Annotated in this window: 19 protein-coding genes; 6 read left to right on the top strand and 13 right to left on the bottom strand. The window is 66.2% G+C overall.

Annotated elements, in window-relative coordinates; genetic code table 11:
• Positions 1-2: 2 nt before the first annotated feature.
• The 6 genes from QPK29_RS19595 to QPK29_RS19570 form a co-directional block, all read right to left on the bottom strand.
• Positions 3-920 (bottom strand): formyltransferase, encoded by a 918-nt coding sequence (locus QPK29_RS19595; RefSeq protein ID WP_371770813.1) that lies wholly within the window; start codon positions 918-920, stop codon positions 3-5.
• 88 nt (positions 921-1,008) lie between these two features.
• The gene (locus QPK29_RS19590; RefSeq protein WP_056136935.1) at positions 1,009-1,992 is read right to left on the bottom strand and encodes a glycosyltransferase; all 984 of its coding nucleotides are present in this window, start codon (positions 1,990-1,992) and stop codon (positions 1,009-1,011) included.
• Between the two features lie 11 nt (positions 1,993-2,003).
• Positions 2,004-3,158 carry a DegT/DnrJ/EryC1/StrS family aminotransferase gene (locus QPK29_RS19585; protein ID WP_371770812.1) on the bottom strand — a complete coding sequence of 385 codons (1,155 nt, stop codon included), beginning with the start codon at positions 3,156-3,158 and terminating at the stop codon, positions 2,004-2,006.
• Between the two features lie 77 nt (positions 3,159-3,235).
• A complete protein-coding gene (locus tag QPK29_RS19580) occupies positions 3,236-3,610 on the bottom strand; it encodes a DMT family transporter (RefSeq protein WP_056136768.1) in 375 nt (124 codons plus the stop codon).
• Positions 3,611-3,619: 9 nt separating this feature from the next.
• On the bottom strand, positions 3,620-5,287 hold the full coding sequence (locus tag QPK29_RS19575) for a glycosyltransferase family 39 protein (RefSeq protein ID WP_371770811.1): 1,668 nt from the start codon (positions 5,285-5,287) through the stop codon (positions 3,620-3,622).
• Entirely contained in the window at positions 5,284-5,673 is a 390-nt protein-coding gene (locus QPK29_RS19570) for an Mth938-like domain-containing protein (protein ID WP_056136772.1), read from the bottom strand. Before QPK29_RS19570 ends, QPK29_RS19575 begins: the two co-directional genes overlap by 4 nt.
• A 188-nt stretch (positions 5,674-5,861) precedes the next feature.
• Between QPK29_RS19570 and QPK29_RS19565 the strand changes: the two genes are divergently transcribed.
• Both QPK29_RS19565 and QPK29_RS19560 read left to right on the top strand, forming a co-directional pair.
• On the top strand, positions 5,862-7,088 hold the full coding sequence (locus QPK29_RS19565; RefSeq protein ID WP_056136773.1) for a pyridoxal phosphate-dependent aminotransferase: 1,227 nt from the start codon (positions 5,862-5,864) through the stop codon (positions 7,086-7,088).
• Positions 7,089-7,117: 29 nt separating this feature from the next.
• Positions 7,118-8,452, top strand: coding sequence for a homoserine dehydrogenase (locus QPK29_RS19560; protein ID WP_371770810.1), 1,335 nt, complete (start codon positions 7,118-7,120; stop codon positions 8,450-8,452).
• Between the two features lie 59 nt (positions 8,453-8,511).
• Here QPK29_RS19560 and QPK29_RS19555 read toward each other — a convergent pair whose 3' ends face one another.
• The 5 genes from QPK29_RS19555 to QPK29_RS19535 form a co-directional block, all read right to left on the bottom strand.
• The gene (locus QPK29_RS19555; protein ID WP_056136775.1) at positions 8,512-8,724 is read right to left on the bottom strand and encodes a hypothetical protein; all 213 of its coding nucleotides are present in this window, start codon (positions 8,722-8,724) and stop codon (positions 8,512-8,514) included.
• A 185-nt stretch (positions 8,725-8,909) separates the two neighbouring features.
• Positions 8,910-10,193 (bottom strand): Glu/Leu/Phe/Val family dehydrogenase, encoded by a 1,284-nt coding sequence (locus tag QPK29_RS19550; RefSeq protein ID WP_371770809.1) that lies wholly within the window; start codon positions 10,191-10,193, stop codon positions 8,910-8,912.
• A 223-nt stretch (positions 10,194-10,416) separates the two neighbouring features.
• A complete protein-coding gene (locus QPK29_RS19545; protein WP_371770808.1) occupies positions 10,417-11,763 on the bottom strand; it encodes a type II toxin-antitoxin system HipA family toxin in 1,347 nt (448 codons plus the stop codon).
• 2 nt (positions 11,764-11,765) lie between these two features.
• Positions 11,766-12,149, bottom strand: coding sequence for a helix-turn-helix domain-containing protein (locus QPK29_RS19540; protein WP_400189805.1), 384 nt, complete (start codon positions 12,147-12,149; stop codon positions 11,766-11,768).
• Positions 12,150-12,291: 142 nt separating this feature from the next.
• A complete protein-coding gene (locus QPK29_RS19535; protein WP_371770806.1) occupies positions 12,292-13,218 on the bottom strand; it encodes a LysR substrate-binding domain-containing protein in 927 nt (308 codons plus the stop codon).
• A 301-nt stretch (positions 13,219-13,519) separates the two neighbouring features.
• On the opposite strand from QPK29_RS19535, the gene QPK29_RS19530 reads away from it, so the two are divergent.
• The 4 genes from QPK29_RS19530 to QPK29_RS19515 are packed head-to-tail and all read left to right on the top strand — an operon-like array spanning position 13,520 to position 19,079.
• Positions 13,520-14,791 carry a dicarboxylate/amino acid:cation symporter gene (locus tag QPK29_RS19530; RefSeq protein ID WP_160410304.1) on the top strand — a complete coding sequence of 424 codons (1,272 nt, stop codon included), beginning with the start codon at positions 13,520-13,522 and terminating at the stop codon, positions 14,789-14,791.
• Positions 14,792-14,823: 32 nt separating this feature from the next.
• Complete coding sequence (locus QPK29_RS19525; RefSeq protein WP_371770805.1) at positions 14,824-15,834, top strand: porin; 1,011 nt, start codon at positions 14,824-14,826, stop codon at positions 15,832-15,834.
• Between the two features lie 29 nt (positions 15,835-15,863).
• Positions 15,864-17,726, top strand: coding sequence for a sensor histidine kinase (locus tag QPK29_RS19520; RefSeq protein ID WP_371770804.1), 1,863 nt, complete (start codon positions 15,864-15,866; stop codon positions 17,724-17,726).
• Positions 17,727-17,735: 9 nt separating this feature from the next.
• A complete protein-coding gene (locus QPK29_RS19515; RefSeq protein ID WP_056136787.1) occupies positions 17,736-19,079 on the top strand; it encodes a sigma-54-dependent transcriptional regulator in 1,344 nt (447 codons plus the stop codon).
• A gap of 24 nt (positions 19,080-19,103) precedes the next feature.
• On the opposite strand, the gene QPK29_RS19510 is transcribed toward QPK29_RS19515, so the two are convergent.
• Both QPK29_RS19510 and QPK29_RS19505 read right to left on the bottom strand, forming a co-directional pair.
• Positions 19,104-20,534 (bottom strand): sensor histidine kinase, encoded by a 1,431-nt coding sequence (locus tag QPK29_RS19510; RefSeq protein ID WP_056136789.1) that lies wholly within the window; start codon positions 20,532-20,534, stop codon positions 19,104-19,106.
• 2 nt (positions 20,535-20,536) lie between these two features.
• Positions 20,537-21,235 carry a response regulator gene (locus QPK29_RS19505; protein WP_371767537.1) on the bottom strand — a complete coding sequence of 233 codons (699 nt, stop codon included), beginning with the start codon at positions 21,233-21,235 and terminating at the stop codon, positions 20,537-20,539.
• Positions 21,236-21,384: the final 149 nt, after the last annotated feature.

The following is a 21,384-nucleotide window of genomic DNA, read 5'->3' as shown; positions in this document are numbered from 1 at the left end:
GTTCAGGCCTGGCCTTCTGCGAGTTGTGCCCGCAGTTCGGCAGGGGAGACGCGCAGGCCGTCGGCCAGCAGGCTGTGGATGACCAGCGCGCGGCCGTCGCCGCAGACGCCGAGGATGGCATTATCGACGACCGCAAGACCCGGCGAGAGGCCCTGAACATTACCGTTCTGTAATCGAGCGCGTTCGATGACGTAGCGGCGCGGTCCGACGTCCGTGAAGGCGCCGGGGTAGGGCGGGGCGACGGCGCGGTGCAGGTTGTACACCTCCTGCGCCGGTTTGGTCCAGTCGATGCGGCCGTCTTCCGGCTTGCGGCCGCCGAAGTAGCCGCCCTTCGTCAGGTCGTTGGGCGTGCGCGGCGCCGTGCCGGCGAGGAGGCTCGGCAGCACGTGGTACAGCGCCAGCTCCGCGGCGACCGTCACCTTGCCGAACACTTCGAACGCGGTGTCGTCCGGCAGGATCGGGACGGCCTGCTGGGCGACGATGGCGCCGGCGTCCGGTTTCACCGTCATCTCGTGCAGGGTGGCGCCCGTCTCGGTGGCGCCGTGCAGCACGGCCCAGTTGGTGGGCGCGCGGCCGCGGAACGCCGGCAGCAGCGAGCCGTGCATGTTGTACGCGGGCGCGATGTCGAGGATCGCCTGCGGCAGCATGTGGCGGAAGTAGAAGCTGAACATCAGGTCCGGCTGCGCGGCCCGGATGGCCTCGGCCAGGTCGGCGCCTTTCGCATCGATCGGCGTGAGGTAGGGGATACCTTCGGTCTCGCACAGCGAGAGGACGGATTCGAACCAGATGTTTTCGGTGGCGCTGTCCTGGTGCGTGATGACGAGCGCGACGTCGACGCCGCCGGCCAGCAGCACCTTCAGGCAGCGCACGCCCACGTTGTGGTAGGCGAAGACGACTGCGCGTTTGCGGGGTTGGGTCATAGTGTTCGAGTCAATTTGGGATGAGCATGCAAAACACCGTCATCCCCGCTTTCGCGGGAACGACGATTTTATTGCCGCGGCCAGATACTCAGCGCGCGACCTGCCGCTTCTCGATCCCGTCGAGTTCCGCCAGGTCCGGCGGCACGCCCTCCAGGATCGTCGCGACGACGTAGCGCGGCCGTGCGCGCACCTGCTGGTAGATGCGGCCCACGTATTCGCCCACGAGGCCGATGCCGAACAGGATCACGCCCATGAAGAAGAACGCGATCGCGAACAGCGTGAACACGCCTTCCGCCTCGGCGCCCAGCAGGAAGCGGCGGAAGATGAGCACGATCACCAGCAGCGCCGACAGCAGCGACAGGGTCATGCCCAGCAGCGAGAACATCTGCAGCGGCACGAGCGAGAAGCCCGTCATCAGGTCGAAGTTCAGGCGAATGAGGCTGTACAGCGAATACTTCGATTCGCCGGCCGCGCGTTCCTCGTGCTCGACGACGATCTCCGTCGGCTTGCGCGCGAACTTGTACGCGAGCGCCGGCACGAAGGTGTTCACTTCGCCGCACTGGTTGACGAGGTCGATCACGTTGCGGCCGTACGCGCGCAGCATGTTCCCCTGGTCCGTGATGTGGATGTTCGTGATGCGCTCGCGCACCCGGTTCATCGCCTTCGATGCCACCGTTCGCCACGCGGAATCCTGGCGCTTGCGGCGGATCGAGCCCACGTAGTCGTAACCCTCGCGCATCTTGGCGATCAGCTTGTGGATCTCTTCCGGCGGGTTCTGCAGGTCGGCGTCGAGCGTGATGACGATCTGGCCGCGCGTCTGCTCGAAGCCCGCGAGGATCGCCATGTGCTGGCCGTAGTTGCCGTTGAAGAGGACGACGCGCGTGACGTCCGGGCGCTTGCGGTACTGCTCCGCCAGGATCGCCACCGAGTTGTCGCGGCTGCCGTCGTTGACGAAGACGACTTCGTACGCGATACCGAGCGCATCCATGGCGGGGTACAGGCGCGCGAACAAATTCGCCAGGCCCGCTTCCTCGTTATAGACCGGAATGACGACCGAGACTTCCGGTTTCATCGCCACCGCCGTCATTTTGCGAGCACCGCGCTGTTGAGTACCGACTTTACGGCTGCGACGGCACGCTCGACGTCCGCGAACGTCATCGCATTGAACATCGGCAGCGTGACGGTCAGGCGGCCGATCTTCTCGGCGACGGGGAACATCCCTTCCTTGAAGCCGCGCTCGCGGTACAGCGTGAACAGGTGGATCGGCGCGTAGTGGTAGCCGGTGCCGACGTTGTGTTCCTTCTGCATGCGGGTCATGAAGTCGGCGCGCGTGCCGGGGCCGTTGTCCGGCAGGATGATCTGGAACAGGTGCCAGTTGCTCGTGCCGAAGGCCTGGATCGGCAGCTGGGCGCCGGTCTGCGCCTCGAAATCGGGGCCGAAGCAGTCGAAGTAATGGCGCGCCAGCGCGGCGCGGTGCGCCGTCAGCGTCTCCAGGTTCTTCATCTGGCCCAGGCCGATGGTGGCCATGATGTCGCTCATGTTGTACTTGCCGCCCAGGACGTCGACGTCGATGCCGTCCACGCCGCTGCGCGTCACGCCCTGCAGGCGGTACTTCTCGGCCAGGCGCGCTTCTTCCAGGTTGTTCAGCACGAGGCAACCGCCTTCGCCCGTCGTGATGTTCTTGTTGGCCTGGAAGCTGAACGACGCGAAGTCGCCGAACGAGCCGATGCGCTTGCCGTTCCACAGCGAGCCGATGGCCTGCGCGGCATCCTCGACGACGCGCAGGTCGTGCTTGCGCGCGATCGCGTACAGGCGGTCCATGTCCAGAGGCAGGCCGGAAAGGTACACGGGGATGATCGCCTTCGTACGCGGGGTGATCGCGGCTTCCAGCTTGTCCAGGTCCATGTTGCGCGTGACCGGGTCGATGTCGGCGAAGACCGGCGTCGCGCCCACCTCGATGATCACGTTGGCGGTGGCCGGCCACGAGATCGGCGTCGTGATCACTTCATCGCCCGGACCGACGCCGGCGATGCGCAGCGCGATCTCCATCGTGCAGGTGCCGGAATTGAAGGTGCGGACCGGGCGGCCGCCGAAGTATTCCGACAGCAGGGCCTCGAATGCCTGGTTTTTCGGACCGGTCGTGATCCAGCCGGAGCGCAGCACTTCGCCGACGGCGGCGATGGTCTCTTCGTCGATGGTGGGCCGGGAAAAGGGCAGGAAGGGCAGCTCGGCAGTCATGGGAAACTCGTTATTCTCTTGATAAAGATATATGCGGACAAAGCGGGCATTGTAACAGCGCCCTGTCCGACGCTAAATTAGGTTCTCGCCAGCAACACGACGCCCACCACGATGACGCCGATGGCCGCCAGGCGCTGCGGCGACACCGCCTCGCCCAGGAACATCCACGCGCCGAACGCGGACACGACATAGCCCAGCGACAGCATCGGATACGCGATCGTCACGTCCGTGCGCGACAGGCCGATGATCCACACGACCAGCGAGACGGCGTAGCACGCCAGGCCGCCCAGGATCGGCAGCTGGGTCACGACCTTGACGAAGGTCTCGAACCAGTTGCTCATGGTGAGGTGGATGGCGCCGCCGATGGCGTTGGTGCCCGCTTTCAGCAGCAGCTGGGCACAGGCGTTCAGGATCACGCCGGAGATGATGAAGGCAAAGGTGGTGAGGTTCATTCGGGAGTATCAAAAATTCGCGATGACGGTACGGCGCGCGTCCGCCGCCACGATGCGCAGGGGGACGCCCTGGCGCTGCAGGTCCGCGGCGATCTCGGGACGGGTGATCGCCACGTCGTGCACGCCCGCGGCCGCATCGAGCCGCCAGCGGGCGACGAACTCGGGAATCGTCGGGATCGTGAGTTCCGGTTGCTGCTGGAGGCCGAAGTCGAACTCGTCGCGGTAATCGACGAGCGTCACGGGACGGCCGAGATAGAAGGTCAGCGACTGCTCGTAGATGCCGACCGAGTAGACTTTCACGGCCGGATTCGCGGCGCCGGCGGCCTTCAATGCGGGCAGCAGGTTGACGCCCGCGCGCACCTGCCCGATCGGCTCGAAGCCGACGAGCAGCAGCTGCGTACCGGCGAAACCGGCGACGGCCAGCACGACGACGAACAGGTCGCGCAGCATCTGGCGTGCGTACAGCAGGGCGAGGCAGCCGCCGATCAGCAGCACGAGGCCGGCCGCCAGCACCCACGGCTGATAGGCCGCGTACAGCACGTCCTCGCCCGCATGCTTGGCGAACTTCAGCATGAACGGGACGGTGACGAGGAAGCCCACGCCCAGCAGCGCCGTCAGGGCCGCCGTGATCATGCGGCCGCGGCGCGTGCCGGCGTCCAGGTAGACCGCCACCAGCAGCGCGACGGCGGGGAACACGGGCAGGATGTAGCCGGGCAGCTTGGAATTCGACTTGGTGAAGAACAGCGTGATGAACGCGACCCACACGAGCAGCATCAGGCGCGGGCGGAATTTGGTCGTCTCGCCGTCGCGGCGGGCGGCGCCGATCAGGCTTTGCACCAGCACGCCGACCCACGGCACGCTGCCGGCGGCCAGCAGCACGAAGAAGATGTACCACGCCGCTTCGCGGTGGTGTTCCTTCTTGAGGAAGCGGTCGAAGTGTTCGTGGACGAAGAAGAAGTGCGGCTGCTCCGGATTCTTCAGCCCGACCAGCACGAACCACGGCGTGGCGATCAGGAAGAACAGGAGCAGGCCTTTCACGAGGTGCAGGCGCTTCCAGATGGCCCAGTCGCGCGAGAAGATCGTGTAGAACACGAGCACGCCGCCCGGCAGCACGAGGCCGATCAGGCCCTTGGACAGCACGGACAGCGCCATGCCGGCCCAGCACACGAGCATCCAGTTGCGGCGCTCGGACTCGGAAGCATCGTCGCGCTGGGCGATGAGCAGGGCGCACAGGGCCACCGTCATCATGCCGGACAGGCCCATGTCGAGCGAATCGATCTGGCTGCACGCGACCCAGTAGAACGAGGAGCCGAGCACCAGCGCGGCGTAGAAGCCGATGCGCGCGCCGAACACGCGCGTGCCCGCGACGCCCGTCAGGACGACGCCGAGCAGGCCGCACAGGCCCGTCCACAGGCGCGCCTGCCAGTCGCCAAGGCCGAACAGGGTGAACGACAGGGCGTTCATCCACGTCTGCAGCGGGGGCTTTTCGAAATACTTGATGCCGTTCAGGCGCGTCGTGATCCAGTCGCCGCTGGCGAACATCTCGCGCGCCATCTCGGCGTAGCGGCCTTCGTCCGGCGGCACGAGCGTGCGCGCGCCCAGTGCGTACAGCAGGACGGCGGCAAAGACGATCAGCAGGGTCCAGGTGAGGGTTTTATTCCGGTGCAGGTCGTTCATGCGGCCTTCGCGTCCCCTTCGATGATCAGCGCCAGCGTCACCTTGCGGCCTTCGCCCATCAGGATGTTGTAGGTGCGGCAGGCGGCGTGGCTGTCCATGCTTTCGACGCCGATGCGCTGGCTGGACAGGCTGGTGACGAGGCGCGGATGCACGAAGCGCTGGCGCTCGCCGGTGCCGAGGATGACGACGTCCGGCTTGTCGGCCGCGATCGCCTCGAAATGCTCGGCTTTCAGGTCCTCGAAGCGCGTGACGGGCCACGCGCGCGGTGCCGTTTCGGGCATCACGAGCACGCTGTAGTCGAAGCGCTGGGCGTTGATCTCGACGCCGGCCCGGTCGTAGCCGGTGACAGTCTGGTATTTTTCGGTGCTGCTGGAATGGAGCTTCATGATGGCAAGCCGGGGAATGACAGGCACAGGGCGCGTATTGTAACTGGTTTCCATGACGTCCCAGCAATGGGCGGTTGCTTAATCCCCGCCAATTGGGCAGAATGGAATTTTTCGCATTGCAACAACGCGCTACAGATCAGGCTGCTTAACAGGCACTTTTCCGCAGCTTTTATTTCCAAGGTGATATTTTGCGACCGATTCTGAAATCCAACAAGCTCGACGACGTCTGCTACGAGATCCGTGGCCCGGCGCTGCAGATCGCGCGCCAGATGGAGGAAGACGGCCACAAGATCATCAAGCTGAACATCGGCAACCTGGCCGTGTTCGGGTTCGACCCGCCGGACGAGATCGTGCGCGACATGATCCTCAACATGCAGAACTCGGCCGGCTACACGGATTCCAAGGGCATGTTTGCACCGCGCAAGGCGATCATGCATTACACCCAGGAAAAGAATATCCGCGGCGTCGGCATCGACGACATCTACCTGGGCAACGGCGCCTCCGAACTGATCGTGATGGCGATGCAGGGCCTGCTGAACAGCGGCGACGAAGTCCTCGTCCCGGCGCCGGACTACCCGCTGTGGACGGCGGCCGTCAGCCTGGCCGGCGGCAATCCGGTGCATTATGTCTGCGACGAGCAGGCCGGCTGGCTGCCCGACATCGACGACATGCGCAAGAAGATCACGCCGAACACGCGCGCGATCGTCGTCATCAACCCGAACAACCCGACCGGCGCGCTGTATTCGCGCGACGTGCTGCTGGAAATCGTCGAACTGGCGCGCCAGCACCAGCTGATCGTCTACGCCGACGAAATCTACGACAAGACTCTGTACGACGGCGAGGAGCACGTGTCGCTCGCCTCGCTGGCCGACGACGTCCTGTTCGTCACGCTGAACGGCCTGTCGAAGAACTACCGTTCGTGCGGCTACCGCGCCGGCTGGATGGTCCTCTCCGGCGAAAAACGCCATGCGAAGGACTATATCGAAGGCCTGAACATGCTCGCGTCGATGCGCCTGTGCGCCAACGCGCCGGGCCAGTTCGCGATCCAGACCGCGCTCGGCGGCCACCAGAGCATTGCGCACCTCGTGGCCCCCGGCGGCCGCCTCGCTCGCCAGCGCGACCTGGCTCACCAACTCCTGACCGATATCCCGGGCGTTACCTGCGTCAAGCCAAAAGCGGCGCTGTACATGTTCCCACGCCTCGACCCGAAGATCTACCCGATCGCCGATGACCAGCAATTTATCTGTGAGCTGTTGTCCGAGGAAAAAGTCCTGCTGGTGCAAGGCACTGGCTTCAACTGGAAGACGCCGGACCATTTCCGCCTGGTCTTCCTCCCCAATTCCGACGACCTGACGGATGCGTGCGGCCGTATCGCCCGCTTCCTCGATGGCTACCGGCGCCGCCACGCGCGCTGAGAACGACAGACAGCAGACAGTACATTCATATGAAACCCATCAAAGCAGGCTTGCTCGGCCTCGGCACCGTCGGTGCCGGCACCTACCACGTCCTCCAACGCAACCAGGAAGAGATCCGCCGCCGCGCCGGCCGCGGCATCGAGGTCAGCATGGTCGCCGTCCGTAACGTCGAACGCGCAAGGAAGATCATTAACAGCGGCATCGTGGGCAGCGAAGTCGAGGTCGTCGCCGACCCGTTCGCCGTCGTGAACAATCCGGACATCGACATCGTCGTCGAACTGATCGGCGGCTACGACCTGACGCGCGAACTGGTGCTGCAGGCGATCGCCAACGGCAAGCACGTCGTCACCGCCAACAAGGCGCTGCTGGCGCTGCACGGCAATGAGATCTTCGAGGCGGCCCAGGCCAAGGGCGTGATGGTGGCGTTCGAAGCGGCCGTCGCCGGCGGCATCCCGATCATCAAGGCGCTGCGCGAAGGCCTGTCCGCGAACCGCATCGAATCCGTCGCCGGCATTATCAACGGCACGACGAACTTCATCCTGTCCGAGATGCGCGACAAGGGCCTGGATTTCAACACCGTGCTGAAGCAGGCGCAGGAACTGGGCTATGCGGAAGCGGATCCGACCTTCGACATCGAAGGCGTGGACGCGGCGCACAAGCTGACCATCATGTCCGCCATCGCGTTCGGCATCCCCGTGCAGTTCGGCAGCGCCCACATCGAGGGCATCAGCCAGCTGCAGGCCGTGGACCTGCGCTACGCCGAACAGCTGGGCTACCGCATCAAGCTGCTGGGCATCACGCGCCGCACGACGGTCGACGGTAAAGAGGGTATCGAACTGCGCGTGCACCCGACCCTCGTGCCGGGCGCGCGCCTGATCGCGAACGTCGAAGGCGCGATGAACGCCGTGCTCGTGCAGGCCGACGCCGTCGGTGCGACGCTGTACTACGGCAAGGGCGCCGGCGCCGAGCCGACCGCCTCCGCCGTCATCGCCGACCTGATCGACGTGACCCGCCTGGCGACCGCCGACCCGTATTCGCGCGTGCCGCACCTGGCGTTCCAGCCGACTGAACTGGCCGACGTGCCGATCCTGCCGATGGATGAGATCCGCACCAGCTACTACCTGCGCGTGACCGTGCAGGACCAGCTGGGCGTGATGGCCGACCTGACCCGCATCCTGGCCGACGCCGGCATCTCGATCGACGCCGTGCTGCAGAAGGAGCCGGGCGAGAAGGCGCGCACGGACATCGTCATCATCACCCACCAGACCCGCGAAAAATACGTCAACGCCGCGATCGCCAAGATCGAGAGCCTGGCGACGACCGTGGGCAAGGTGGTGCGCATCCGCCTGGAAAGCCTGGGCTGATCGTCCTCGCTCGAATCGAAGCCGCCGCCGTGCGAACGGCAGGCGGCTTTTTTTACGTCTCATGGTGCGGTGCGCCAGCGCCGCGCGAGCGGGATGGGAGACAGGCCGATGTGGCCGAGGAAGCCATCCGCGAATTCATCCACGCAGCGGCTTTCCGCCTGTGTCGGCGCGTGCAGCGGGGCGGTGGTGAGCGCCAGCAGGCGGCGCTCGATGTGGTCGAACAGCGCGTCGTCCGCGCCGGGCGATGGGGGAGGGAAGTCGGTCGTTTTCATCCGCACATCTTACCTGTGCTGCGGCGCACAAGAAATCATGTCCGAAGGCATGCTTGCGGTCGCTCAACGATGTGAGAATGTGCCGCGACGCATGCTTATCTCCGCGCAATGTGCGGTGAAAAATGGATTTTTTTGAAGTCGCGTGGCGTCATACCGGCAGGCGCGCCACGCGAGCTTCCGCGAGATTACGGGTACAGGCCGCGCACTTCACGCGCCTGCAGGATACGCGTGCAGGCCACTATGAACGTCGCGGTGCGCAGGCTCACCTTCTTCTCCTGAGCGACGTCCCACACGGCGCCGAACGCGCTCTGCATGATGCGGGTGAGGCGGGCATTGATCTCGTCTTCCGTCCAGAAGAAGCTGGAAAAATCCTGGACCCATTCGAAGTACGACACGGTGACGCCGCCCGCGTTGGCCAGCACGTCCGGCACGACGAGGACGTCCTTGTCGGCCAGGATGTCGTCGGCTTCCGGCGTCGTCGGGCCGTTCGCGCCTTCCAGGATGATCTTCGTCTTGAGCCTCGCCGCGACGTCCTCCGTGATCTGCCGCTCCAGCGCGGCCGGGATCAGGATGTCGGACTCGATGTCCCAGAACGCGTCACGGTCCAGCGTCGCATCCGCGCCGGGGAAGCCCTTCACGCCGCCCGCTTCGGCCACGTGCTTGTGCAGTTGCGCGACGTCGAGGCCGTCTTCGCGCACGATGGTGCCCGTGTGATCCTGCACGGCGACGATCTTCGCGCCGGCATCCGCGAAGATCGTGGCCGCGGTGCCGCCCACGTTGCCGAAGCCCTGGATGGCGATGCGCGCGCCGGCCAGCGCCACGCCGCGCCGCGCCGCCGCTTCCTGGCCGACGACGAACACGCCGCGGCCCGTCGCTTCACGGCGTCCCAGCGAGCCGCCGAGCGAGATCGGCTTGCCCGTCACGACGCCCGTCGACAGATTCCCTTCGATCATGGCATACGAATCCATCATCCAGGCCATGACCTGTTCGTTGGTGTTCACGTCCGGCGCGGGGATATCCTTCGTCGGGCCGATCAGCATGCTGATCTCGCTCGTGTAGCGGCGCGTGAGGCGCTGCAGCTCGCCCTTCGACAGGGTGGACGGATCGACGCGGATGCCGCCCTTGGCGCCGCCGTACGGCACGTTGACGGCCGCGTTCTTGACCGACATCCAGGCCGACAGCGCCATCACTTCCGACAGCGTCACGTCCTGGTGGAAGCGCACGCCGCCCTTGCCCGGGCCGCGCGACAGGTTGTGCTGGACGCGGTAACCCTCGTAGTGCGCGATGGTGCCGTCGTCGCGTTCGATCGGCACGTCCACGGTCAGGATGCGCTTCGGACGCTTCAGCGTTTCGACCCAGCGCGACAGGCCGCCCAGGTGCGGGGCGACGCGGTCGACCTGTTGCAGGTACTGGCCCCACGGGCCGAGGTCGTTCGGGTTCAGGTAGGAAGGGATGTAGTCGTGGCTCATGGCAGGTCTCCGTGTGTGATTCAAGGCTGAGCGCATCATAGGATGGGCTGCCGGAGCCTGGCCAATGCTGCTTGCGCATGCGGTCATGCGCAAAAAGCATGGCTGTGTTTGCGTGGTTTATGCGGGCCGACAGCGGTTGTCGCGGTCGAGAGTATTGTCATGATCGCGCTTACCGAATGGCGCCGGATGGCATGGACGTTCGATGTTCGTTTGTTGGGCGTTCTTAGCTTGGCGGCATTGCTTCCAGCGCGTGCGCCGCAGCCAGCACGCCATCCAGAACCTTGTCCGCTACGGCGGCCGAGAAGCCATCCGGAAGCTCACCGCGGACCTTCTCCACGACGTCCGGCGTGCGGGCGATGAACTCCTGGAGCAGCGGTTCCGCGTTATCGCCGTAGCCGACCTTTTTCGCGGTGCTGTTGAAGTGCCTTCGTTGGATGTCGCGTGCGAGGTAGTGCCGGTTCTTGCCGAGGAGGGCCATCGCCATTTTGACTTCGTATTCCGACCACTGGTTCGGGCTTGGGCCCATGACGGGGTAGGCCGACATCACGTCATAGATGGGCGTCAGCTTGAAGCGGCCCGTGCCGGCCAGCAGCTGGATACTGAAGTTCTTGGCGTGGCCGTCCGGCGCACGCATCATCCAGAACAGCAGCTGCGACGCCATCAGCGTGCGCATGTCCTCTTTGGCCTGCTGCGACTGCTGGACCATGGTGAAAATTTGCTTCAGGTCCGGGCCGCCTTCATTCTCATACTTCACCAGAGGCGACACGCCGGTGGCCTGGCAGAAGTCTTCCTGAACGAGCCGGAACAGGTGCTGACCGTTGGCCGAGCGCACCCGGTCGAAGCGCTCGACGACGAGGACACGCTGCTTGCCGAAGGTAGCAATCTCGGCGTTCGCCGTCGGCAGGCCGAATTCCTTGAACAGTCGCAGGCAGAGCCACTCGTTGTCGACCGAGGTCGAGAAGTCAGCTTTGCGGCCGCCGACCAGCCCGATTGGAAGCTTGAAGATGTGCGTCGTCGGCGTGGCGCCGCGCGGCTTCATCCATTTGCCATTCCACCTCAGGAACGCGTCCTTCTCCTGCGCGCCGGCCAGAGAAATCCGGAAGTCGTCGTCCGGGTCCCGTGGGCCGCCGCGCTGGTCTGGGTTCACCATGTCCAGCAGGTGGCGTTCGATGGCTTCGTCATCGACTACAATGCCGTCCACCTGGTCAAGACCCTCCGGCTGGGCGCCATCCGGCAGCAGCTGCAGGGCACCAACGCAGTCGCGGCCGATGGCGGCCAGCAGGTCGAATGCGTCAATGGAGCCCGTCTTGAACCGGGCCGCAACCCGTCTGCGAATCGAATCGCTGTCGGGCAGCAGGCCGTCGAAGTAGTGGGAGACCCGGACTCCCTTCAGCGGCTCATTGTGCAGGTTGAAGGGTAGCGACAGCGAGATAGGGCGGCCGCGCGGGGAGGCGCACCAGGCGGCATCGTACTGCAGCTCCGAGTTTCCGGCAGCATTGACCGTCCAGCGGCCGACATACTCTCCGTTGGCCCAGAGATTGAGGGTTTGGCTGTGCGAGCGACGGCCCATGATTACCATTCCGCCGAGTTGCTGGCCGCTGACGTGTCCCTCTCGCCGAGTTTGAGCTCCAGCTTTAGCGCCGAGCACCAGCTGAGCAGCTGCCTGATGCTGAGTTCCTCGGGGTGATTCTCGAGGTGCGAGATACGGTTCTGGCTGACCCCGACATAGCCAGCCAGCTCGGCCTGCGTGATTTTTTGCCGTTTGCGCGTGGTCTTGAGGAGCTGGCCGAGGTGGGACGCCGTAGAGAGCGTGTGGTAGTCAGGCGCGGAGGACATAGGAAATATCCGATATTCAGATACGTCGATTTTATCTGAGTAACAGATAAAGTCAATATATCCGAATATCAGATAAAAAGGGTTTGGCTGATATTCGGATAATCGCAGGCGACTGGCCAAGCGGTCAATCCGTTGTAGCTCGCGCGGGATGATCGGCCGGAATAATTGACACCGGCACATCCGCCATCGACGCCTGCGGGCGTCTGCAACGCGCGCGCCAAGTAGCGATGTGACATGCCAGACGCAAACACCGCCACCAGCATCACGTCGCCGACTGCTGCGCGACGAGGTACTCCCACAGTTCCGCGACGATCTGCTTGCCCGGCCGCGCATCGGAAGGCCGTTCGCGATACAGCCGGATCTCCATCTCGATCTCCCACTGACCCGGTTCGCTGGCACGCGCCAGCTGCCCCTGCGCGACCTCGCGCGTGACCGCCGACTCGGGCAGGAACGCGATGCCGTGGCCATCGAGCGCCATCATCTTGAGGCCTTCCGCCATGTCGGTCTCGTAGCGCTTGTCGACGTGCAGGCCGGGCTTCGCGTCGGCGAGGATCAGGTCCACCATCCGACCGAGGTAGGCGTTCGTCGTGTAGGAGAGGAACGGCAGCGGCGCGTCCCTGCGGCCGGGCAGGCGGTATTCCGCCTGGCCGTCCGCGCCGCAGCGGGCATACGCGCACAACGCCTCGCGGCCCATCAGCAGCATGTCGTAGCGGCCCGGGTCGAGCTGCACCGGCTGGCGCGGATGGTGGTAGCACAGCAGCAGGTCGCACCCGCCCTCGACGAGCTGCAGCACCGCGTCATGGACGTTGAGGGCGATGAGGCGGCTGTTGATCGACGCGAAGTCGCGTTCCAGCGCGGCGAGCCACTTCGGCACGAACGTGAGCGACAGGGTATGCGGGACGGCCAGGTCGATCGTCTTCGTCGCCGTGACGCGGTTGTTGCGCAGCATCTCGCGCACGCCGTTGATCTGCCCGAGCATTTCCAGCGCCTGTTCGTAGAAGATCATGCCGGCCGGCGTGACGCGGGTGGGGAACGTGGTGCGGTCGATCAGGTCCGTGCCGAGCCAGTTTTCCAGCGAGCGGATGCGGCGCGAGAACGCGGGCTGCGTCACGTGCCGCAACTGCGCGGAGCGGCTGAAGTTCTTGGTCTCGACCAGTGAAATGAAATCTTCCAGCCATTTGGTTTCCATGCCGCGTCCCGCACCGTTGAATATCGCGGCATTGTAAGGCCATTCCCGGCCCCGCAGACAGGGCCTTGCGGCGCCTTCCAAGTATTCATACAGCCCCCGCCGAGCGCGTCCCGAAAGTTGGACGCTCCGCGCCGGCCAACTTCAGTTTCCAAAATAAAACACATTTGTAATCAGGAGTTTACGACGTAAATATTTCAAAGATCTCTCTGGCATGCGGCTTGCTGTTGTGGTCGCACCCGGTTCCCGCCGGGTCACGACAACACGCGGCGACAGTAAAACGCCGCGATTCTTGGAGATCAAAGTGAAAAAGAAGCGTCCCCTGACCCTGTACATCCTGATCGCGATGGTGCTGGGCGCCGCGGTCGGCTACGGCCTGCATGAAACCGTCGCCGACAAGACGATCAGCGCCGACATCGCCGCCCACATTTCCATCGTCACCGACGTGTTCCTCCGGTTGATCAAGATGATCATCTCGCTGCTCGTGTTCTCGACGCTGGCCGTCGGCATCGCGCACATGGGCGACGGCCGCGCCGCGGGCCGCATCGGCATGAAGGCCATGGCCTGGTTCGTGATCGCGTCGCTGGTCTCGCTGAGCCTGGGCATGTTGCTGTCGAACGTGATGCAGCTGGGCGCGCACCTGAACCTGCCGCTGCCGCCGGTCGACGCGGCCACGGGCCTGAAGACCACGGCGTTCACCTTGAAGGACTTCGCCGCCCACCTGGTGCCGAAATCGCCGATCGAGGCGATGGCCAACAACGAGATCCTGCAGGTGCTCGTGTTCGCACTGTTCTTCGGCGCCGCGCTGGGCGCGCTGGGCCCCGCCGCCGCCGGTCTCACCGCCGTGATCGACCAGCTGGCGCAGGTGATGCTGCGCATTACCGGCGTCATCATGAACATGGCGCCGCTGGCCGTGTTCGCGGCGATGGCCTCCATCATCACCACCAACGGCCTGGGCATCCTCTTCACGTTCGCCAAGTTCATGGGCGGCTTCTACCTCGGTCTCGTGACGCTGTGGTTGCTGCTGATCCTGGGCGGCTCGCTGTTCATCGGCAAGCGCGTGCTGCACCTGCTGGCGCTGATCCGCGAACCGTTCCTGCTCGCGTTTTCCACCGCCAGCTCGGAAGCCGCGTATCCCAAGCTGCTGCTGGCGCTCGACCAGTTCGGCGTGCAGCGCAAGATCTCCAGCTTCGTGCTGCCGATGGGGTATTCGTTCAACCTGGACGGCTCGATGATGTACTGCACCTTCGCCGTGCTGTTCATCACGCAGGCGTACGGCATCGACCTGTCGCTGGGCACGCAGATCACCATGCTGCTGCTGCTGATGCTGACCTCCAAGGGCATGGCCGGCGTGCCGCGCGCGTCGCTGGTCGTCATCGCCGCCACGCTGAACCAGTTCCACATTCCCGAAGCGGGCCTGCTGCTGTTGATGGGCATCGACCAGTTCCTCGACATGGGCCGCTCGGCCACCAATGCCGTCGGCAACGCCGTCGCCACGGCCGTCGTCGCCAACTGGGAAGGCGCGCTGGAAGAAAAACCGCAACAGGTCGCACCCGTCGTCGCGCAAGTCGGCTGACCACATAACAAATCAAATCAACGGAGACTTCATTGAAATATCGTCATATCGCCGGCGCCGGCGCCGGCGCGTGCGCGCTCGCCCTGTTTGCCACCTGCGCGCAGGCGCAATCGTTCGTTAAAGTCTACGGCGTCGCCGACGCTGGCATCGTGCTGGACCGCGGCGGCGCCGCCGGTTCGTCGCAGAACATCGGCAGCGGCGTGGCGTCCGGCTCGCGGCTGGGCTTCAAGGGCAAGGAAGATCTCGGCGACGGCCTGAGCGCCGTCTTCGTGGTGGAAAACGGCTACAACATCGACACCGGCAAGGCCGCGCAGGGCGGCCTGCTGTTCGGGCGCCAGGCGTACGTGGGCCTGTCCGGCGCGGCCGGCACGATCAGCCTGGGCCGCCAGTACGCGCCGTACTACAAGGTCATGCGCGACATCGCCGACCCGTTCTGCACGGGCCTCGCGGGCAATGCGCAGAACATCCTCCCCGGACTCGGCCGGGTCGACAACTCGGTCGAGTACCAGTCGCCGAAGTGGAACGGCCTGTCCGCCGATGTGCTGTACGGCGCGGGCGAAGTGGCCGGCGACGCCGCGAAGAACCGTACTTTCGACGCGTCGGCCACGTACGAAGCGGGTCCGCTGACGCTGGCGCTGACGCATCACCGGCAGAACGATGCGACGGGCGCCGCGCACGAGCGCAACACGATGCTGGTGGGCCGCTACCGCTTCGGCACCGTGACGGCGCACGCAGCCTTCGCGCGCAACCGCAACGTGCTGGGCCACGCCAGCCGCGACGCGCTGCTGGGCGCGGCCGTGCAGGCCGGCGCCGCGGGCAGGGTGCTCGCGTCCGTGATCGTCCACCACGACGATTCCGGCCGCGGTGCAAACGCGCGCCAGGCCGCGATCGGCTACGAGTACAGCCTGTCGCGCCGCACCGACCTGTACGCGGCGTATGGCCATATCGTCAACAGCGGCGGCGCCGCGTACACGGTCGGCGACGCCACGAACGCCGGTACCGGCACCACGGGCATCAACCTGGGCGTGCGTCATGTGTTTTAATCGCACAACGTAAACATTCCAGGACCGCCATGCCCGCAGCCGCACCCACCGTCAACCCGCAGCAGACCGGCCGCTGGCCGCGGCGGCTGGGGCTGTCGCTCATGCTGCTGCTGGTGTGCGCGGCGCTGGCGGCCGTGGCGTACCGCTATGCCGAGGATGCCGCGATCGACCGGCTGCGGCTGTCTGGCGCGCAGCGGCTGGACACGTACGCGGCCGGCCTCGAACACCTGCTGGCCAAGTACGATTTCCTGCCCGGCACGTTCGAACTGAACAAGGACGTCATCGCGCTGCTGCGCCAGCCGGGCGACGAGGCGCTGCGCCGGGACGTGAACATCTACCTGGAGCGCGTCAACCGGCTCGCCGGGTCGACCAGCATCTACATCGTCAACCTGAAGGGCGTGACGCAGGCCGCCAGCAACTGGCGCGCGCCCGACAGCTACGTCGGCGACTACATCGCGTTCCGGCCCTATATCCGCGAGGCCCTGCGGGGCATGCCGGGCGGCTTTTACGGGGTCGGCACGACCCGCGGCGAGCCCGGCTATTACTTTGCCCGCGGCATTTATCACGAGGGCCGCATGCTGGGCGTGGCGACCGTCAAGGTCAACATCGAGAGCCTGGAGGCGAGTTGGGCGGAGGCCGGCGGCAAGGCCTTGCTCACCGATGCGCATGGTGTCGTGTTCCTGAGTTCGGTGCCCGAATGGAAATACCGGACGCTTGCGCCGCTGACACCGGCCGCGCGGCAGGAACTGGAACAGTCGCGCCAGTATTTCTCGCATGCGCTCACGCCGCTGGGCCTGCGCGAGGTGCGCGCGCTCGACGCCCGCGCGCGCATCGTCGCCGGACCGCCGCCGGCCACCGGGCCGATGCTGAGCCAGTCGCGCGGGCTGGTGACGCGCAACTGGCAGATGGTGTACCTGTCCGACCTCGCGCCGGCCCGCGCGAGCGCCCGCGCGGCGGCGCTGCTGACGGTGCTGTCGGAAGCGCTGGCGGTCATGCTCGTGCTGTATGCGCGCCAGCGCCACCGCCTGGGCCGGCAGCGCCAGCGGGCGCGCGAGGATCTGCAGCGCGCGTACGACCAGCTGGAACACCTGGTGGCCGACCGCACCGCGAGCCTGGAGCAGATCACGCGCGAGCTGCGCGACGAGAACGCCGTGCGGCGCCAGGCCGAAGAGCAGTTGCGCAAGGCGCAGAGCGAATTGGTCCAGGCGGGCAAGATGGCCGTGCTCGGGCAGCTCTCCGCCGGCATCACGCATGAACTGAACCAGCCGCTGACGGCGCTGCGCACGATGGCGGACAATGCCCGCGTGCTGATCGAGCGCGGCCGGCACGCCGACGCCTCCGCGAACCTCACGACCATCTCGCAACTGGTCGAGCGCATGGGCCAACTGACCGGGCAGTTGCGCCAGTTCGCGCGCAAGTCCGACACGCGGCCGAGCGCCGTGCCGGTGGCGGATGCCGTCACCGCGGCGCTGTTCCTCGTCGAGCGCCGCATCGCGCAGGAACGTGTAGGATTCCGGATGGCGACCCATCCGCGCGACCTGTACGCGCTGTGCGACAGCAACCGGCTGCAGCAAGTCCTCGTCAACCTGTTCGGCAATGCGCTCGATGCGATGGAGATGGCGGGAAGTCATCCGCGCCAGCTCGTCGTCGAAGCGGGAGGCGCGGGGGCGCGCGTCGTGATCTCCGTGACGGACAGCGGTCCCGGCATCCCGGAGGACGTCCGCGCGCACCTGTTCGAACCCTTCTTTACCACCAAGCCGCAGGGCAAAGGACTGGGCCTCGGGCTCGCGATCTCCGAGCAGATCGTGCGCGAGTCCGGCGGCCGGCTGCGGGCCGAGTCGCTGCCCGAGGGCGGCGCCCGGTTCATCATCGATCTGCCCCGGGCGGAGTAGGAGACAACCATGTACGAATCCATGAAAGTGCTGCTCGTCGAAGACGACGCCATCGTCCGCGCGGGCAGCGCGCAGGCGCTCGATCTCGCCGGCTTCCAGGTCGAGGCGTTCGACGCCGCCGAGCCGGCGCTGGCGCAGATAAAGCCCGGTTTCGCGGGCGTCGTCGTCAGCGACGTGCGCCTGCCCGGCATGGGCGGCATCGAGCTGATGGCCGCCGTCAAGGCCATCGATGCGCAGTTGCCGGTGATCCTCGTGACGGGCCACGGCGACATTTCGATGGCCGTCGGCGCGATGCGCGGCGGCGCCTACGATTTCATCCCGAAGCCGTATTCGTCGGAACAGCTGGTCGAGGCGGTGCAGCGCGCGCTGGAGACGCGGCGCCTGATCCTGGAAGTCGAGACGCTGCGCCACCGCATCGCGAACGGCGAGGGCATCGAGGCGATGCTGCTGGGTGATTCGGCCCCGATGCGCGACCTGCGCCGCCTGATCCTGGACCTGGCCGACGAATCGGCCGACGTGCTGATCTACGGCGAGACGGGCACCGGCAAGGAGATGGTGGCGCGCTGCCTGCACCAGTTCAGCCGCCGCCGCGCGCATCATTTCGTCGCCCTGAATTGCGGCGCGATCCCGGAAAACATCTTCGAAAGCGAAGTGTTCGGCCACGAACCGGGCGCGTTCACGGGCGCGACCAAGCGCCAGGTCGGCAAGATCGAGCATGCCGACAAGGGTTCGCTGTTCCTCGACGAGATCGAAAGCCTGCCGCTGTCGCTGCAGGTCAAGCTGCTGCGCGTGCTGCAGGAGCGCTACGTCGAGCGGCTCGGTTCCAACCACCCGGTGCCGGTGGACGTGCGCGTGATCGCCGCGTCGAAGGTCGACCTGAAGGAATGGTCCGACCAGCAGAAATTCCGCAGCGACCTGTACTACCGCCTGAACCTGATCGTGCTGAACCTGCCGCCGCTGCGCGAGCGGCGCGAGGACATCCCCTTGTTGTTCGAACACTTCATGCTGGGCGCGGCGGCCCGCTACAAGCGCGCCGCGCCCACGGTGCCGGGGCCGCTGATGCAATCGCTGATGGCGCACGACTGGCCCGGCAACGTGCGCGAGCTGCGCAACATCGCGGAGCGCTTCGTGCTGGGCCTGTCCAGCGGCGCGGACGGCCTGCTGACCGCGCGCACGGCGGCGCCGGTGCCGCTCGCGGACCAGGTGGGCGCGTTCGAGCGCGCCGTCATCGAACAGGAGTTGCGCCGGGCGGCGGGGAGCGTCGTCGACGTCGCCGCGGCGCTCGGGGTGCCCAAGCAGACGCTGTACTACAAGATGCAGAAATACGGGCTTACTCCGGACGACTACCGCTAGATTAAATTGACCGACGTACTTGCGTTACAGGCCTAACGGGAACGTCACGCTGACCTTCAATCCGCGTCCGCTTTCCGCTCGGTCCAGCGCCAGCGTCGCCCCATGCACCGTGGCGATGTCGCGCACGATGGCGAGCCCCAGCCCCGTGCCGCCCGGATTGCTCTCCAGCGTCGCCTGCGCCCGGTAAAAGGGCATGAACACCTTGTCGTATTCGGCCGGATCGAGTCCCGGCCCGCTGTCCTGCACGTCGAGCACGACGACGCCGATCAGCCGCCGCACGCGCAGCAGCACGGTGCCGCCCGGCGGCGTGTAGCGGATCGCGTTGTCGACCAGGTTGCTCGCCAGTTCGTGCAGCAGCAGCGCCTGGCCGTCGATGGTCGTGGCGCCGTCGTCTTCCGCCTCCAGCGCCAGGTCGATGCCTTTCTGGACGGCCGGCAGCGCCAGTTCCAGTCCGACCTGGCGCGCCACCTCGGACAACGCCACCGGCGCCAGCGCCGCGTTCGCGCCGCCGTGCTCGATGCGCGCGAGCGTCAGCAGGCGGTTCGCGAGGTGCACGGTCGAATCGGTCGTCGCCGCGATCGAGCGCACGATGGCCTGCATCGCGGCCGGGTCGTTTTCGCGCAGCGCCAGCTCGGCCTGTGTCTTGAGCACCGTCAGCGGCGTGCGCAGCTGGTGCGAAGCGTCGGCGATGAAGCGGCGCTGGCTCGCGATCAGGTTCTGCATGCGCGCCATCGTCCCGTTCATCGCGGCGACCAGCGGCCGCACTTCGCGGTGCACGAGGGCTTCGTCGACGTCGGACAGGTCGGAGATCGCGCGCGTCTCCACGACCTGTTTCAGCTGCATCAGCGGCTGCAGCACGAGGCGCACGGCGAACCACACGAGCGTCGCCACGGCCAGCACGAGCAGCGCCTGGCGCAGCAGGGTGTTGAGCAGGATGCGCCGCGACAGCGCGCGCCGTGCGTCCAGCGTCTCGCCCACCTGGATCAGCGCGATGCCGCGCATGGAATCGTCGTACACGGGTTGCAGCAGGGCGGCGATGCGCACCGGCTCGCCGTTGTAGTCGGCGTGATAGAAACGCACGAGGGCCGGATACAGTTCCGAGCGGGGCGTGTCCTTCGGGACGGGCGGCAGGTCGTCGTAGCCGGACACCGTCTCGCCATGCAGCCCGCCCACGCGGTAGTAGATGCGGCCGAGCGTGTCGGTCTCGAAGCTGTCCAGCGCCACATAGGGCACGTCCGCCACGACCTTGCCGTCGCGGACGGACACGCGCTCCGCCAGCGCGCGCGTGGACGCGAGCAGCGAGCGGTCGTAGGCGATGTCGGCGGCGTCGAGCGCATCGCGGTACAGCGAGACGGCGTTGGCCGCCACGAGGATCACGAGCGGCACGATCAGCCAGCGCAGCAGCTGGCCGCGCAGGCTGCCCAGCTTCGTCGTCGCCGCCGGCAGGAACCGCATGCTCAGGACGCGGCCGGCGGCCGTTCCTGCAGCAGGTAGCCGATGCCGCGCAGGGTGGCGATGGCGGCGCCGCCGTCCGGGCGCTTGTCCAGTTTCTTGCGCACGCGGTGGATGTACAGTTCGATGGCGTCGAGGTTGGCGTCGTCGTCCAGCGCGAACACTTCGTCGAACAGCTTTTCCTTCGAGACGGCGCGGCCCGGGCGCGAGATCAGCGCTTCCAGCACGGCGTGCTCGCGCGGCGTCAGCGCCAGCGGCTCGCCGCAGTAGGCGAACATGCGCGATACCGTGTCGAAGCTGAGCTGCCCGCACGTGTGCACCAGCGCCTCGTTGCCGACGCTCCGGCGCAATAGCGCCTTCACGCGCGCTTCCAGTTCGGCGAGTTCGAACGGCTTGGCGAGGTAATCGTCCGCGCCCAGGTTCAGGCCCTGCACCCGTTCTTCCAGGCCGCCGCGCGCCGTCAGGATCATCACGGGCGTGCGCCCGCGCGTGCCGCCGCGCGCCCGCAGGCGGCGCAGCACTTCCAGGCCGTCCATGCGGGGCAGGGTCAGGTCCAGGATCACGAGCGCGTAGTCCTGGGTGTGCAGCAGCGCGTCGGCGTCGGCGCCGGTGGCCGCGCATTCGACGGTGAGATTGGCGTCGCGCAGGGCTTTGGATACCCAGTGCGACAGCTCGACGTGGTCTTCGACTAACAGGATTCGCATCGCGCCAGTGTAAGCGACGATCCGCTTCGTGTCTCCATCCCTAAGTGATTTCCACAACACCCGACATTGAAAGGTTCAGTGAAAGCTGATTGAAAGGTTGGCGGACCTATCCTTGGTCTCACGAAGCGGCACACGACCGCCTTGATGAC

The organism is Massilia orientalis (assembly GCF_030411975.2).
Taxonomy (GTDB): domain Bacteria; phylum Pseudomonadota; class Gammaproteobacteria; order Burkholderiales; family Burkholderiaceae_D; genus Telluria; species Telluria orientalis.
The sequence above is the reverse complement of the archived record's forward strand: the minus strand, read 5'-3'. Positions and strand labels throughout refer to the sequence as shown.